The 16,652-nt window shown below is 47.6% G+C and carries 13 protein-coding genes and 1 CRISPR repeat array; of the genes, 12 read left to right on the top strand and 1 reads right to left on the bottom strand.

All coding sequences use genetic code 11. The annotated features are described in order from the left end of the window. Positions 1–42: 42 nt before the first annotated feature. The 10 genes from CHH67_RS12920 (at position 43) to CHH67_RS12875 (ending at position 11,798) form a co-directional block, all read left to right on the top strand. Positions 43–933, top strand: coding sequence for a saccharopine dehydrogenase NADP-binding domain-containing protein (locus CHH67_RS12920; protein WP_244908185.1), 891 nt, complete (start codon positions 43–45; stop codon positions 931–933). A 357-nt stretch (positions 934–1,290) separates the two neighbouring features. Continuing rightward, complete coding sequence (locus CHH67_RS12915) at positions 1,291–1,512, top strand: DUF4177 domain-containing protein (RefSeq protein WP_095265602.1); 222 nt, start codon at positions 1,291–1,293, stop codon at positions 1,510–1,512. Then, positions 1,513–2,025 carry a membrane protein insertion efficiency factor YidD gene (gene yidD / locus CHH67_RS27215; protein WP_095265601.1) on the top strand — a complete coding sequence of 171 codons (513 nt, stop codon included), beginning with the start codon at positions 1,513–1,515 and terminating at the stop codon, positions 2,023–2,025. It begins immediately after the preceding gene. 351 nt (positions 2,026–2,376) lie between these two features. After that, a complete protein-coding gene (locus CHH67_RS12905; protein WP_095265604.1) occupies positions 2,377–3,408 on the top strand; it encodes a WXG100 family type VII secretion target in 1,032 nt (343 codons plus the stop codon). A 20-nt stretch (positions 3,409–3,428) separates the two neighbouring features. Beyond that, complete coding sequence (locus CHH67_RS12900; protein WP_095265603.1) at positions 3,429–3,902, top strand: DUF5381 family protein; 474 nt, start codon at positions 3,429–3,431, stop codon at positions 3,900–3,902. A 23-nt stretch (positions 3,903–3,925) separates the two neighbouring features. Continuing rightward, complete coding sequence (locus tag CHH67_RS12895; RefSeq protein ID WP_095265600.1) at positions 3,926–4,735, top strand: hypothetical protein; 810 nt, start codon at positions 3,926–3,928, stop codon at positions 4,733–4,735. 248 nt (positions 4,736–4,983) lie between these two features. Beyond that, positions 4,984–6,309 carry an outer membrane protein assembly factor BamB family protein gene (locus tag CHH67_RS12890; protein ID WP_095265599.1) on the top strand — a complete coding sequence of 442 codons (1,326 nt, stop codon included), beginning with the start codon at positions 4,984–4,986 and terminating at the stop codon, positions 6,307–6,309. Positions 6,310–6,514: 205 nt separating this feature from the next. Then, entirely contained in the window at positions 6,515–7,741 is a 1,227-nt protein-coding gene (locus CHH67_RS12885) for an RtcB family protein (RefSeq protein ID WP_095265598.1), read from the top strand. A 281-nt stretch (positions 7,742–8,022) separates the two neighbouring features. Beyond that, on the top strand, positions 8,023–8,502 hold the full coding sequence (locus tag CHH67_RS12880) for a hypothetical protein (RefSeq protein WP_218832021.1): 480 nt from the start codon (positions 8,023–8,025) through the stop codon (positions 8,500–8,502). Positions 8,503–9,800: 1,298 nt separating this feature from the next. Beyond that, on the top strand, positions 9,801–11,798 hold the full coding sequence (locus CHH67_RS12875; RefSeq protein ID WP_244908183.1) for a methyl-accepting chemotaxis protein: 1,998 nt from the start codon (positions 9,801–9,803) through the stop codon (positions 11,796–11,798). A gap of 102 nt (positions 11,799–11,900) precedes the next feature. Here the strand turns inward: CHH67_RS12875 and CHH67_RS12870 are convergent, their stop codons facing one another. After that, positions 11,901–12,800, bottom strand: a complete 900-nt coding sequence (locus CHH67_RS12870) for a phosphotransferase (protein WP_095265595.1) — start codon at positions 12,798–12,800, stop codon at positions 11,901–11,903. A 360-nt stretch (positions 12,801–13,160) separates the two neighbouring features. On the opposite strand from CHH67_RS12870, the gene CHH67_RS12865 reads away from it, so the two are divergent. Both CHH67_RS12865 and CHH67_RS12860 read left to right on the top strand, forming a co-directional pair. Further along, complete coding sequence (locus tag CHH67_RS12865) at positions 13,161–13,901, top strand: coiled-coil domain-containing protein (RefSeq protein WP_095265594.1); 741 nt, start codon at positions 13,161–13,163, stop codon at positions 13,899–13,901. A 115-nt stretch (positions 13,902–14,016) separates the two neighbouring features. Further along, positions 14,017–15,330, top strand: coding sequence for a polysaccharide deacetylase family protein (locus CHH67_RS12860; RefSeq protein WP_095265593.1), 1,314 nt, complete (start codon positions 14,017–14,019; stop codon positions 15,328–15,330). Positions 15,331–15,645: 315 nt separating this feature from the next. After that, a CRISPR array of direct repeats spans positions 15,646–16,619; the repeat unit is 32 nt; unit sequence GTCGCACTCTATGTGAGTGCGTGGATTGAAAT. Positions 16,620–16,652 lie beyond the last annotated feature (33 nt).

The following is a 16,652-nucleotide window of genomic DNA, read 5'->3' as shown; positions in this document are numbered from 1 at the left end:
CGTATTGCGCGATAGCAAGGGATCTGGGAGGGAGGGGTCATCATGACAACAATCATGGTGGTTGGAGCATCCGGTGCTCTTGGTAAATTGGTATGTGGTGAATTGCTAAGAATTTTTAACAACCCAATCAAGCTCATCGTTACGGATTATAAGACGGATAGAGGAACAAGGCTGGCAGATTCCTTTCATGGCGATGTTCAGTTTCAATATTTAGATGTGAATGATGAGGATCGCGTGGAGCGAGTCCTTAGGAACGTGGATGTGGCAGTGGTTGTACTGAAGCAGAAAACCCCTTATATCCAAAAAGTGTGCATTCATAATAAAATCCTGTGCATTGACGTAACCCCATTTTATGACTTTGTACAGCAAGTGATTGAGCTACATCATAGTGCGGTAGACCACAAGGTGGGTTCGGTTGTGATGTCTGGCTTCTTCCCCGGGTTATCAGGCTTAATGATACAAAAGGCGATTTCGGATTTTCAAGAGGTTCAAGAGATTAACGTTGCCCTATTGCAAAATAAAAATGCCAAAGCCGGGATATCCGGCGTTCTGGATATGTTAAGGATCATTGCTCAACCCGTAGTTTATCCTAACAAGGTCGTACCCGGTTTTACCCAAAAAAGAACCATGTATTTCTTAAATTACAACAAGGAACAAGAGGTAAGACTCATCGAGCACGCAGAGAAAATTCTAATCCGAAATCGATTAACAGCCTCCCCTATAAATTATTACACCTCTTGGAATGGGAGCGGCTTCAATAAACTGATCTCGATGCTGAAAAGGATGGGTGTGATTCAGAAAATACATAAAATCAATCATAAATGGCTATCTAAGGCAGTCCAGCATAACCCTAAAGAACGTGAGGATGCTTATCTTACGGTCGAGGTTAAGGGGAAGGACCGCAACCACAACCAGGAGCGGGTTAAACCTTAGCTTTATCTACGTTTTCTGACTATCATACAACAGCTATAGTGACCGCCTCGTTAGCCAAGATTGCGCTGCATAAAGACGTGCAGGGAGTGGTTTGTCCTTTTGAAATGACAGATTTAGATGAGTTGTTGTCCGTGATGAACTGTCCCGACATTAGCATTAACGAAGTCACGAAATAAAAATCGCCTGAAAAACTACCATAGTACTACTTCGAGAGAATATACATCCTACTTATGGCTCGGTGGCATGGTATAATTTAACTGGTATTTGTTAGGATGTTATAATGTCCTGTGCATGCTGACAAATTGCTGCATAATTATTTCTACATTGTGTTGATATTTAATGGAGAGGATGAAATTCATGAAGGAGTACATGGCGGTTCCCGGACCGAAAAACGTCCACATCAACAAAGGAGAAACACAAGCGGCAATGAATTTATTCGCTGATATTATTAATGACCAAGCTGAGGCGGGCTGGACTTATCATTCTATGGAAACCATTGCAGTGACCGAAAAACCCGGCTGCTTACAGCAACCTATCACTACATATTACTACATGCTTATTTTTTACAGAGAAGTATAAATGAATAAGCCGCACTCCACGGGACCTATTTTTAAATCATTCCCAACGGAGCAAGAGTTAGCTGCTCTTGTTTCTCCTGAAGGCGGAGACTCAAGCGATCCGCGGAGCATTCACTACACGCGTGTTCATCAGATTCCGGTAATTCTTTGGAGACGTGTTTTTTTTCAAATTGCTATTCCGCTATTAGTCTGCGCTTTTCTCTTCTGGTTCCTATATGAATGGACCTATTCCGTACAACCTCAGAATGCCGGGGGATTAGCGGGTATTGCAACGCTTATATGCTTGTTACTGTATGCTGGCGCTCGAGCAAAAGCAATCCTCATTTGGCTCGTACAAGTGTATCAGCGTTATGCGCCCGTGGAAGTCCGAAATCGTTGCCGCTTTGAACCTAGTTGTTCTGTTTATATGATACAAGCGCTGGAGAAATATGGCGTACTGAAAGGGTTGTATAGGGGAAGCAAGCGACTGCGGAGATGCAATGCTTCCGGTGGCGGATACGATTATTTGCCATGATGCCTGCCAGCAGGAGGCTTATACTATTACGTTTATGAGATCTTACGAGAAAAGGCTACATCAGGCGGATTCGTACTCTAGTGATCATTAAGCCCCATTATTTCGCTTCTATAATATAGAAGCACTACACCCTCCAAAGCCACTGCTTTGGAGGGATTTGTCGTTGAAGGGGGGCGTCCCTTTCGTATCGAGGCAGCAGAACGTCCTTGTTTTTTCCGTCATTAGGAGAAGATAGGTAGTGCCACGGGCCCATAAAATTTTTTGAGTATTCTGCTACTTGTTCCTTTTGTGAACAATGAAAACCTTAACTACAATAGTTACATTAATTTGTATATTGTTGAGGTGAATGCCATGGGCAGAATATTGGTCCCCCCGGAAAGACTTATGGAAATATCCCAACAATTCGCGCAGGCCAGGGAGATCGGGGTGCAGATTTGCAGTCACCTTACCCAACAGATTCAAATCCTTGAAAGCGGATGGGAAGGTACGACAAGACAACGATTTTATCAGAATTTCCAGCTGGCTCGCCAGCAAATGGATAATTTTACGGCTGCAGTGGGTTCAGTCAGCACGGAATTAACTAATATTGTTCACCGTTTTACAGAGGCGGATTCCACGCAGGCTTCTTTGCAGGCAAGGGCGGCTGACGATCCATTTGATCAAGCCCATAACGTGTTAGACACCTCGCTTCGAACGAGAGATAATCTGGAAAAGTGGGGCACGCTCCTCTACAGCTCGGTGGGAGCTTCTCTGGTTCTGTCCAATACAGTTCGATTCAGAGTGGATCCGAGGGATCCGACTCGGGCGAAGATCCATAATGCGCCGTGGGTCAAAGGAAAGGGAAACAATACATTCCTGAAAAATCTGGCCAGGAGCATTAACCGGCAGATTGTGAACCCGGGTCTGATCATGAAGGGCGTGAAGGGCTTCGATGCGGTAGCCAGCAAGCTCGGCCTTAATTTTGGTTTAGGCTTTAGCCAGGCCAAGAACTTTCCGCAATGGACAAGGCAGGTTATCGCGGGGGTAGAGAAGGGCAGATACGGGATCAAAACGAGTAAAATCCCAGGCATGATCGCCAAGAAAATATTCCCGATTAATGCCACCTTTAATGTGATCGGCGAGGCCTCCGGGCTGGTCAGCAAGCACCGTGACGGCAAGCTTAACGGCGAAGAGGTTGCTGTGGCCGCATCCAACGTCGTGGTGAAAACAGCGGTGACCTATGGCGGAGCTGTTCTCGGCGGGGCTGCCGGTGCGGCGATTGCAGGTCCGGTTGGAGCTGCTGTCGGTTCCTATATAGGCGGCACATTGGGGGCCTTTGCCGGTGATGCTGTAGCTGGATTTGCGGAGAAGGGTGTCCGCTGGGTTAGCGGGCTGTTTAAATAAAATCAGGAAGGCGCTAGATGATGAACACAATCTCTTATCGGAAGTCGGTAGCTTGGGGCAAGGCGCTTGGCAGCTTGCTGTTTGTGCTGGCATGTCTGTTTTTGCTGTACGCGGCTTTTTTTATGGATACTTCCATGATTCGCAAGTTTTTTTGCATCACGTCGGCCATCATCGGGATTCCGTTCTTTGGAGGTTATTTCGTGGCCTGCCTCCCCAGAGCGCTGAGCTCCAGCACGGCTGTGCTGACCTACGATGATCACTCCATTTCAGATGGTACGCGCACCGTGGCATGGACAGAAATATCAAGAGTCAGCTATAAAGGGCCCTCCATTCGCAAATGGCTGGTTCCGCAGTTTCCTGAGCTGATTTTTCATTTGACCAATAGAGACACCTGGAAAGTAAACACGTATTACTTGATCACCGATTCGGAAATTCAGTCCGTCATGAAGCAGCTGCGCGGACTTATTAGCCGCAACGGAAAAGATACGAAATAGATCTTAATTGGAGGATTGCTTACATGAGCGAGCATACCTATATATTCTCATTGGAAGAGCTCGGGTACGCTTTGGCCGTTCATCAAGGGGAGGAAGCGGCGGCAGGACTGATGAAGGCGTATTATGGCGATTTGCCGGAGGAGAGCTGGGAGCTGCTGTTCCAGGCCGCTACGCATAGCTTGATGGCCAAAGGATTTATCGAGCAGCTGGATGAAGAGCAAGGAGAAGTGAAATTCACGCCTGAAATCGAGCAGATGATTCAACATTTGCTGCACAGCAGTTATATGCTCAGAGGTGTTAAGGAACGCAAAACAAGCCAAACATTAACGATTCATGAGCTTCGTCAGAAGTATTTATATCACTTGTCGGATAACAACGTCCTGCATTTTCTCTCCTGGACGGAGCCTGCGGATTGGGGAGAGGAGCTGGTGCGCTTATATGGAGCAGACCCGGCAGCTGCGGGCACTAAATTACCCGAATCTAAGGCGGTGGTCACTGAGGCGATATGGAACGGGCTCACATCCGGGAAAGTCTCTGCCTCTTCGCTACCTGACGCGCTTACACCCGATCAGAGGCAGTTGATTGATAAGTGGCAGCAGAATTTTCAGGCAAATGGCGGGACAATGGACAATGTAAGCATCCTGAGATTGGGCAGAGGGAACGAGATGGCGATCGAGAATATTCTGTTCCTTCTACCGGCGGATGAAGGGATGTGGGTTGTGCGTAATATGGCAGCAGACAGGAACGCGGAACCACAGATTAGCATTGAGCTGCAATCCGGCCCAGCCTGCCGGAAGACGCTGAGCGCTTTTGCCGAAGAACTAATTACCTGAACTGGGTGAAGATATAGGAACATCGGACTAGCAACGATGAAGCAGAAGATACCCTTGCAGCCTCGGCCTGCAGGGGTTGTTTGGCTTTCCGGCCTTAGGGATACCTGGCACAAGAGGGGATTACGTATGGACAAGAGGGATAGAACTATGGAATTATTTTCATAGTAGCCCTGCAACCTTTTCCAGTGTCTGATCGTTTTTACAGGAGAGAGCAAGAAGATTTCCACAATGTAGGAGGTTAACCATTCATGAAACAACGATTAAATCGAAATAAAATGGTCCCAGTGCTTCTGGCGGCTGCCGTAGTGTTGTCTGCCACTTCGATACCTTACAGTGAAGTCCACGCCAAAACTTCCGCGCCTGCGGCCCATCAGAAGAGCAGTGCCAAGACGCTGAAGCCGGTATGGCAAAAAAATCTGGGAAGTCTGGACCAGCCTCAAATGGGCTATACATTCGATAAAGGTGTTGTCTATTATAATGCCGGCACTTCGCTATCTGCGGCGAATTTGAAGACAGGCAAGACGAAGTGGAGCTACAAATCCACCCCATCATCTGCACCTATAACAAATTTGGGGTATGTCTATTTCACGGACACGTCAGGCCGCATCCATAAGGTAAACGCGAAGACCGGCAAGAGCGCATGGGTTAAAAAAGCATATGCCGCGCCAAAGAGCGGAAAGGGATATGAACCGAGTAGCATCGACTACTATAGCGGTATGCTGATCCTTAGCGATGCTTATGGCTTGACCGCTTATGACACCAAGACCGGCAAGTTGAAATGGAAAACCGAGCGCAAAGGAAATTCCAGCTATAACATCGAAATGATGAACGGCCTGCTGTTGGCCAGCTCCACCGTTAGCGGCGCGATCACGACAACCCAATTGCACGCCATTAGCGCGTATACGGGGCAGATCAAATGGACTTACAACGGCAACTTCCAGGACCTGCTGCAGACGGGTCCGGAGCTTCATATCCTGAGATATAATAACGGCATTGATAATGGATATGCCCTCACGATTGATGTGCTTGAATATTCCACTGGCAAAATGTTAAACACGCTGGAGTACCAGCCGGTGCCGTTTGTAGAAATGGAATCTGCAAAAAAGGTGGCGTCCGCGTTTGATCATTACTTCTTTACTCAGAATACGCGGGACAACGGGGGGCAGCTGGCGGTCGTACCGCATCAGGCACCGAACTATTCATCCGCTGTGAAGACTTACCAATATGATGCTGTCATCACCCAGATGGAACTCTCAGACAGCAAAGACAGCACGATCGTGATGAGTCTGGCTGATGGCCGAATAGTTCTGAAGAATGTGAAGACCGGCAAAGATAAGGTAACGTCATATCCTTCGAAAATAAGCCGTTTTGATATTCTGGAGAACGTCGTTGTCATCGGGCTTGCGGATGGACGTCTGGTGCTGAAGGACATCAGAACCGGCAAGGATGTCGCCACCTACAAGCTTGGTTCAGGAGATTTCCTTGAGACCACGCGCACGATTCGTGACGAGCTGCTGATCCAGACCGGCGGCAAACTGTACTATGTTCCGCTTCCGGCAAGCCTGAAATCTTAATTCGTGAAGAAGGATATCTGGTGAAGCAATTCCGTTGGGATTTCATGGAAACAGGCCGCTTTCCATTCGAGCCGTGAGGCAGGATGGAGGCGGTCTGTTATTGCGTTATGTTCGGATGACGCTGCAATATGATATATAAAAGGATGTGGCCCCTTTTTAGCCAGGGGATGAGAGAAGATGAGCAGGAGTAGGAGCTGAAAGATACATGGCATATCAACAGATAGACGGTGTCCGTGTCTGGGGGACGCCTGACGAAGGGGCGCTTGCCCAAGCCAAGAGGTGTGCGAAGACCGGCAATGTCGTGCAGACGTTGCTGATGGCGGATCATCATAAAGGCTACAGCCAGCCGATCGGAGGGGTGATAGCGTATGACGGGCAGATCTCGCCCTCCGGGGTAGGCTATGATATTGCATGCGGGAATAAGGCAGTCCGTACCGGCCTGCTGGCCGATGAGATCATGCCTAAGTTGAACATAATCATGGATGAGATATCCCGCAGGGTCTCTTTCGGGATCGGCCGCGTGAATCATGAACGGGTGGATCATGAGCTCTTCGATGATCCGGATTGGGCGGTTTATAAGGCGATAGGTACGCAGGAACACGACAAGCTGAAAGCCCTGGCACAGAGCCAGCTTGGCACGGTGGGGAGCGGAAACCATTTTGTCGATATATTCGAAGAAGTCGGGACAGGCCGCGTCTGGGTGTCGAATCATTTTGGCAGCCGGGGATTCGGACATAAGACAGCGAGCGGCTTCATCAACCTTGCCGCCGGCAGGCCGTTTCTTGCGAACGCTCCCGGCGAGAAGATGGATCAGCCGCCGGTACTGCTGGATCTGAGCAGCGAGCTGGGCGACATGTATTACCGGGCGATGAAGCTGGCCGGGCGCTACGCGTATGCGGGCAGGGATTATGTCATCCGGCAGGTGCTGGACATTCTGGGAACGGACGCAAATCTTGAAGTGCATAATCATCACAACTTCGCCTGGATTGAGCAGCACAGCGGCAAAGAAGTGGTGGTCGTCCGCAAGGGAGCAACGCCGTCTGCACCGGGGCAGGTTGGTTTTATCGGCGGCAGTATGGGGGATATCTCCGTGATCGTTAGAGGCAAGGATAGCGAAGAGAACCGGGAGGCTTATTACAGCACCGTTCATGGGGCTGGCCGGATCATGAGCCGCACCCAGGCGGCAGGCCGAATGAACTGGAAGACTCGCAAGCGCAGCGGCGGTCAAATTACGACAGAACAAATGCACAAGGCTGTTCGGGATTTCGGTGTTGAACTGCGCGGTGCAGGGACAGACGAGAGCCCTTATGTATATCGAAAGCTTCAGGACGTGCTGGATGCACATGCAGAGACCATCGAAGTCCTGCATGTATTGAAGCCAATCGGTGTGTGCATGGCCGGAGCGGATGAATTCGATCCTTATAAGGATTAAGGGGCATGTGGCGAGAAAGCAAACCGGAAAATTCATTATGGATGTCATTGATGTAGAATAAACTGAACTCAAATGTGATTACAGCAGTTTATACCATAATATAGATGAACGGCAGGCCTGGTGCGAACCCCAAGCGAACATGAAATCCCTGGGAGGTTCGCACTATTGCTCTTATGAAGCGTTGCTGCATAAGGGGTTAAAGAATCTTTATAGCAGATCTCTTTACTGGAGGTGCTTCGCCAACTTTGAAAAAGTATAATACAAAATTCATCATTACTTTCGTGTCAATTACTGTAGTTTTAGTATTATTAGCTGTTTATTTCTTCAGAACATATACCCCTGAAGGGATACTTTGGAAAAATGGAATATCAAGCAAGGAAGTAATGTTAATATCAAAAGAGAACTATCAATTTCACCATTACTTATATGAAAAGAACGGTGAAATTAAAGGTATCATCACCCTTCAGAAAAAAGGTTGGAACTTATGGTCCCTATATAATCATGCTTATCAGCAAAAAATAGAATCTACAGACATAGAAATCATAAAAGCTTCCTATCCAACTTACAAAGATAACCATTTAGAGCACATTCCAGTTTGGGGTGGAGTCGTTATATTAGGAGATGAAGACTCATTCAGCATCCGTATAAAAAATAAAGAACAAGTACCTAATTTAACAGCAAAAATTGATGGAAAGATGTATTTTTTTTACAGTTCACCAGATCTTAACGATGGTGATAAAATTGAAGTGACTAAGCCTTGAAAATGGTTCTTAACCTTCAAATTAGATTATATAAATTTTCATTTTCCATCGGTGTGAATTTTGCTGCTATAAGATAAGCACCATCGAATAGAAAAAGTTTGATATTTATTTAGAAATAAGTCTAAACGCAGCCGATGATAATGTGGTACATATGTCTAAAAATCCGGTACATTGGTGAAATAGTCCGGAGCTTCGATCCTTAAGAATGGACATTTTCGGCGTTGGCGACCTATTAGCTTTTTCCGGTTTTCTGTCGTTTAGTACAAAAATGCATTTCATTTATTTTCTCATGATTGCTCTGAATTTCTACCATGCCTGATTTCAATAACGAAGCTGCCGATGGCATCCATTAGTGGATGGCGTTACACAGAGTACATAGATGGTGAAATCAGTTGTATAATAAAGAAAGCCAGGATGGCGCCAACCACCCTGGGCTCTATCCCTGATGGATCGGGCTGCAACCCGCCACCAGGTATAAATTTTTACGCTTTCTTTCTCATGTGACTCCGTCTTGATCGACGGGGTCTTTTTCTGTACTTCGAGTGGGCCGCTGTCATTTTACGTCTGACGTATGGGCGATGGTCTGGCTTAAAAGATGCCTCTCGTGCCTTTCGCTTGGATTCTACTGTATATGTTCCCGCCGCCCCCACCTTTGCACACTTTGCGGAAATTTATTTCGCCTCCTACCGTATTATCTACACTGGCGCACGGCGTCCGCACCTACTGGCGTAAATATAAACTTTCCCGCCTCAACGTTATGACACCGCGATCGACCAGATCGGACAAGGCGTGAAATGTTCAGCTTTTAAGTCTTGGCTAGAAGCTGATGCTATGCCAGAAAAACAAGATAAGGCGGAACGTCGCACTCTATGTGAGTGCGTGGATTGAAAAGATATATCCGTATTGTGTCCAGTGTGCCAGTGCTTGACGTACTCTATGAGTGCGTCAATTGAAATCCCACTAGTGTATCCGCAGAGATAACCATGATGCGTGCGGATCCCCTATGAATGCATGGATTCATACTCCGCTCCTTCCATCTCCTGAGGAGCACACCATCACAACAATCGGCTCCTGCCCAGGGCCGATTGATTTTTCTAATGTCCCTCCGCTCCAGAGCAAGCGGAGGGCTTTTTGTCTTCCCGAATTCATACACTTCCACTTCTCATCTGTTAATGGAATTCCCCCGCCACCAAAATTGTTTCATTATGCAACAATCATCTATAATCCATTGATCGGTTTTTGCCGATAAAACTCAAGTAAGTAGCAAAAAACAACAAATGGATTTCGGAGGGGTTAGATTGCGCAACAAGAAATGGACAAAATTTTCTTTTAAGGAATGGAACCGATACGGCAACAAGCTCATATTGTCTTTTTTAGTCATTCTGTTAGTGCCAAGCTCGGTAATCGCCTTCACTACCTACACAAGCGTTAAAGGAATGATAGACACACGCTTGCTCGACACGGCTCAGAACAATGTCCAGATGGCGGAGGAATCGATTGACCAGTTTATGTCTGCACAGATGGAGAACATCGACTTTTTATCTCAGGCGATCGCAGCTGGCCGCATTAAAGACGACCATGATCCCGACATCAGACAGCTGCTTGACCGGATTCAATCCTCGAAAGAGGATGTGGAGCAGACCTATGTAGGGACGAGTACCGGCGATTTCATGAACTCGCCAACCACATTCCAGAACCCGCCGGATTACGATCCGCGCCAGCGTCCTTGGTATCAATCCGCTATGGAGAATCAGGGGCAGATCATCATCACAGACCCTTACATCTCCCAATCTTCCGGGCAGGTGGTAGTTACTGTCGCCAAGGCAACAGCTGATGAGCGCGGCGTTGTAGCTGTCAATCTTAAACTGGAGAGTTTAACCGAACTGATCGGAAATATTAAGATTGGAGAGAAGGGTTACATTTTCCTGTTGGATCAGAACAACCACATCATCAGCCACCCGTCGGTGCAAGCAGGTGAGCCGCTGAGCGGCGAGTTTCTTGAGGAGATCAATCGCTCGACCTCCGGCGGATTCAACTATAAGGCTGACGGGGAAGAGCTGAAATATGCCTTCCATACGAATGGAACGACAGGGTGGAAAATCGTTGCCAGCATGGCGCAATCCGAGGTGACGAATGAAGTCAACCCGATTATGTTCACGATGGGAATTGTTATTCTCGTTGCGATTGCCGGAGGCGGCCTGCTGATTGTTTTCATGATTCGAAGTATGACCAAACCGATTCATGCTCTTGTACAGGCAGCTGAGAAAATGAGCCAGGGAGACCTGAGCCATCCTATTGATCTGAAACGCGGGGATGAGCTAGGCACGCTGGCGCTGGCTTTTAATCATATGCGAAAGAACTTGAGCCATCTGATCTTGCAGATTCGGGACAAGTCACTGACACTCGCGGCTTCATCCGAGCAATTAACGGCAAGTACGGAGCAGAACACGCAGGCGAGCGAGCATGTGTCAGCATCCATTCAGGAGATGACGGCTGAAATTGAAGGACAGGCACACCGTATAGAAGAAAGCTCCAGAATGGCTGGTGAAATGTCAGCGTCGATTGGCCACATTTCCTCTAGCGCAGCCGAAGCTTCTTCCACAGCTGCCCGTGCCGTTACCGTGATTCAGGAAGGCAACGAGGCGATTGCGACCACCGTGGAGCAGATGCATGATATTAAGAATACGGTGTCTGATCTCTCCGAAAGTATTCAGGGGCTGGGAAGGTTCTCCCAAGAGATCAGTCAGATTGTCGATGTGATCACAGATATCGCAGGTCAGACCAATCTGTTAGCATTGAATGCGTCAATTGAGGCGGCACGAGCAGGCGAAGGCGGCAAAGGCTTTGCGGTGGTGGCCAGTGAAGTGCGCAAGCTGGCGGAGCAATCCACGCGATCTGCCGAACAAATTCGCGACATGATCACGACGATCCAGTCGGTGACGACGAAAGCTGTTGATTCGATGAATGCCGGAACAGCAGAAGTAGATAAAGGAATTGAGGTCGTGAACCATGCCGGGGAATCGTTTAAAAACATTACGGGCTATGTTCATTCCATTACGGACCAGATCAACGAGATTACCGGAAAAATCGCAGATATATCTGCCGGAACAGAGCAGTTTGTGCTAACCTTCCAGAACGTGGCCGAGATTGCCGATTCCACAGCAGGTGCAGCCCAGACCGTTTCTGCCTCGACGGAGGAGCAGCTGGCTTCGCTGGAGGAAATTAAAGGATCGGCGAGCTCACTAACCGAGATGGCGGAGGAGATGCAGCAGCTTGTTGAACAATTCAAGCTATAAATGGTGTCCATCTACACAGATGAGTGGACAGTGATCTGAGAAGCTGGGCAGCTTTAGTACGGTAACCTTACCGGCTAAAGCTGCTTTCTTTTTTCAAAAAAATTACGGCTGTTGAAGGAAATGGGCATCAATGATGCTATCCAGTTGATTTTTTCTAGACAACGTTAAATTTACATACTGAAGGGTGCGCTCGTTCACCCCGTGATGGATCAATAGAGCCATCATTCCTCTTGTAAACCATAAGTTGAAATTCTCTTTAAGAACGTTCCAATGAAATGGCTCAAAAATAGAGCTGTAACCGTTTCTGAAATCAGTTAAGGAAGTCATGATCTTATCCTCCTGATTCCAGTCCAGAGCGGATGAAATCGCGGCACTGATGTCAAAATGATGGTTCCCTTTTCTCACTTCACCAAAGTCGATAATATACATTTTGTTATGATTAAATAGCAGATTCCATATTCCTAAGTCTCCATGGATATAGCAGTTGTTATCATGATTGTATGTTGTACACTGCTGAAATAAGGCTAACAATTGCGGTTTGTATTCCATGTTATCGAATTCTTCTAGTTGGATGAGCTCCGTCCACATGTGTTCTAAAGCAAACCGGTCATTCTGTTCATAGATGCCCGGAATGCTCTGGGTTGCAGAATGAAATAGAGCGATTGTTTTACCTAGATTATAGAAATGGATATCGCTGTTATTTACCTTATGATGCTCGACGTAGAATTGCAGGTTATATACAGCTTCCTGATCTTTAATGTAAGGCTGGTTGTCATTACTTAACAGGATCGTGGGGGATATGGCGTGCTCTTGTAGCGCTGTGGATATCCGGAATTCAGTGATGGCTTGCTCCGTATCTCTCAGCTTTCTCACAATATATTTGTTATCCATAGTAACCACCAATCTTGCATTGGAGGTATTCCCTGTGCTTATTTCCTTAATCTCAATAACTGGCGTAATGGGATAGTAGTCATGAAGTCTTCTAAAATCAAAACAATCCAAATGCTTCCCTCCTAGTTCTGTTGTAAATTCACAGTAAGCTCTTGCCTAAAGTGGTGTTCTCCGTCATAGATCATCATTCCTTCTTGAAGTATACGCATTGTGCTACAGATTGTGGAGCACGCGGAGCGTCGAATGTGTCTTTGAGAACATATACAGGACTAATTTCATAGTTGAGATATTCAACGATTCTAGGATGATGACAAGAAAAACGTAAAAAAATATCGAATATTTCCTGATTTTTTTAATTCCTGGGCCAAATGGGGTAAAGTTTTGGAGGGCTTTTGACCGATGATAATAGTTAGGGGTCTTTTTTGCCTATTACATACTTAAATTAATGGGAATATATAGGAGTTGATATTTTTGGCCAGGGATACGGATAAACGAGGCATGGTGTGGTTTAAGAACGCTCTCTCGAAGCCTGAGAAGCAGGATGAGGTTATCCAGGAGGGCACCGCGGCGGAGGAGACCCAGGCAGAGCCTGCTCTTTCAGCTGAATCCGGGCACACTCCCGACGAAGGGGGGAACGGCGTGTTTTCCAAAGACCATCAGGACAAGATCAGCCTGGATGTCATCGTATCCATTGAGAACATTCTCAAGGATCGGCAGCTGCTGACTTACAAGAACAAGGGCCTGGAGGAGCAGCTGGCCGCTGCCAATGAAGCGATTAGCCGCTACAAGCACGAGCAGATCAAGAAAGACCAGCTGATCCAGGAGAAGAGCAAGGAAATTCGCGAATTGGAAAATGTCCTGACCAACAAGCAGATGAGCTATGATCAGCTTCTCGAGGATTACAAGGAATATCAGCTTACCTCTAACCTGGCTTATGAGAAGCTGTCCAGCCAACTGGAGACCGAAATTGCCAAGTACAACAAGCTCCAAGAGGAGACAACGAACACCCAATATCAGAACATGCTCAAAATCAATGCTCTCGAAGACAAAATCAGAGCGCTGGAAATTGAGAACCAGAAGTATGCGGAGCAGTACCGGAACATCGTGGATGAGAAGGCTAAGCTCATGCAGACCATTACCGATTTTACCGAGAAAATGTCCTTCTCCTTCACGCCAAAAGGGGCAACCTCCCCGAAATCAAGCGATGAATAAGACATTTCCGGCTTAGGATTAAAGACCGGGCGCGGTGCCGGAAAGCATCCGGCATTGAACGGGGCGGGCACACCACCCCGGGTTCCAGATACAACTAGAGAAAGGGGGCGCCGTCTTGTCAGACTCCTACGGAAAAGTCATAGAGCTTCTGGCGGTCGAGGAAAGCGATAGCGGGGAGTCCGGCTATCTGCGAGTCAAATTCTCCACGGATACGGTGGAGTGGCTATGGGAAGCCGACCGTGAGACCGTTCAGAGTTTAAAGGCCGTCCTGGTCATGGATGGGCTGCATAAATACCGCCTCTCCTGCCATACCGTACGGGACGTAATGAACGAGACTGATATTGCACAAGTTACGAGAACGTATCGCGAAGAGAGCACGCGTTATCCATTCAGCTGTTCGCCGGGCTTCAAGAGCAATCTGGACGAGGTAAAAAGAGTACAGCATCCTCAGGAGCTGCTCGCGCTATCCTTCTTGTCTAGAGTCCATACCGACTCGGAACCGCACAAGGAGGAGAACGTCTCCAGCGAAAGGAACGGACCACGTCAATTCCGGCGTACCCGCCGTTTGAGACAGTCCCTCAAGCTGGTCAGCATGTCTGTTGTCAGTATCTTTCTGGTCACGGTGCTAAGCTCCTTTAATTATTCGCATAATTTCACGGATTCAAGCGCAGACGTGCTGAACCAGGCAGCTCCAACGGATCCGGCCTTCGCCGAGACGACCGTGTTGACACCGGATGTGACAGTGGAAGCCGCTGTAAGTTCTGCGGGGAATCCGGCTGAGAACGGAAAATCCCTTCTCAACACAAGCGTCAGCAAGCCGAGCAAGGAGCCGGTATCTCAGATGCCTTATGTCGAACTGGAGGAAGGGGTTACCTACGGCCTTTCTGAAGGCTACGTAGCCTTGACCTTTGATGATGGGCCATCTCAATACTCGGTTGAAATTATGAGTATTTTGAAAGAGTATGGGGTGGGAGGGACCTTCTTCTTCGTCGGCACGAATGTGAAGAAACATCCCGATTATGTCCGCACCATTCATGAAAGCGGCTACTCCATTGGCAGCCACTCGATGACGCACGCCAAGTTGCCAGGGCTGGGTCTTGAGATGCTGAAGGAGGAGATGACCGGACCAGATAGGTTCTTAGAGGACATTATTGGCGAATCGTCGATTCTGTTTCGACCTCCCTACGGGGCGTTAGATGAACGGACGGAATCCGTTAGCGGACAGCTTGGCAAGAAAATTGTAATGTGGAATCGAGATCCGGAGGACTGGCTGACACGTGATCAGGACAAAATTGTGGATTACATCAAGCAGATGAAAGCCTCGGGCTCGATCGTTATTCTGCATGAGTCTCAAGCAGTGGTAGATTCGCTTCCGGAAATTATCACCTACCTCAAGAATCAGAATTTGAGTATTGTCGGGTTGCGATAAACGGACATTTCATAACAAGGCGATAGACTGGCGGATGCAAGATTCGTAGCCAGGAACAACATCCGATGGTTGAATAAGATGGTTATCCTTTTGGCGGTGGAAACACGGTTTAAAGAGGATAACCTTTTTTAGTTCAAGGGGGTCCTGGTGCGAACCCCAAGCGAACATAAAATCCCAGGGAGGTTCGCACCCCGCGTCAGACAAGGGATAACGCGATTTGCATGGTAAATTCAGGGTGTTTATAGTAATCTAGAAATGAGGTTCGCACTTTTGACCCGCCAAACCCTTGAATCACAAGGCCTTGTCAGGCGGGCTGTCGCACTCTATGTGAGTGCGTGGATTGAAATCACAACTTTTTACGCGGACAACAACGCATACTTCGTCGCACTCTATGTGAGTGCGTGGATTGAAATACTTATAGATGAATTGCATGCCATTGAGGACAAAAGTCGCACTCTATGTGAGTGCGTGGATTGAAATGATTTGCTACAGCCTTGGCAACGGTCATGAATTACATTGTCGCACTCTATGTGAGTGCGTGGATTGAAATATTGACCAAAAAGGCAAGCATTTGTACCTCTCCAAGTCGCACTCTATGTGAGTGCGTGGATTGAAATACCTTGTATAGATCCAGATTCGGTGTCTGACTTGGGTCGCACTCTATGTGAGTGCGTGGATTGAAATCCATCACCCGCTTTGCAATTAGTAAGACCTGAAACGTCGCACTCTATGTGAGTGCGTGGATTGAAATGCGTCCCATGCCGGATGATGTGTCGTATACATGGTCGCACTCTATGTGAGTGCGTGGATTGAAATCATCAGAGGAAGGGATCCCGCTCTGGAAAGACGCCGCGTCGCACTCTATGTGAGTGCGTGGATTGAAATTTTGTAGCAACAGCATATACTTCAGAACCCGGTTGTCGCACTCTATGTGAGTGCGTGGATTGAAATATCATATCGTATAGACTTTGTGCCTCTTGTTGATGTCGCACTCTATGTGAGTGCGTGGATTGAAATGCACATATGTACATTCTACCAGCGCACACACGCAAAGTCGCACTCTATGTGAGTGCGTGGATTGAAATGTTGAATCTCGGCTTTCCGTCTTCGTGCAGCTTGCCGTCGCACTCTATGTGAGTGCGTGGATTGAAATGACATGGCCGGCACGTATGTAACGGATAAGGCGGCGGGTCGCACTCTATGTGAGTGCGTGGATTGAAATATTGCGTAGCCTTTCGATAAGCCGCGCGAGCAACTGTCGCACTCTATGTGAGTGCGTGGATTGAAATGTATCAGCTGAATTCTTAATTCGTACACTTACC

Origin of the sequence: Paenibacillus campinasensis (genome assembly GCF_002272015.1) — a bacterium.
Taxonomy (GTDB): Bacteria; Bacillota; Bacilli; order Paenibacillales; family Paenibacillaceae; genus Paenibacillus_AQ; species Paenibacillus_AQ campinasensis.
This window is presented reverse-complemented; position numbering and strand designations above follow the sequence as displayed.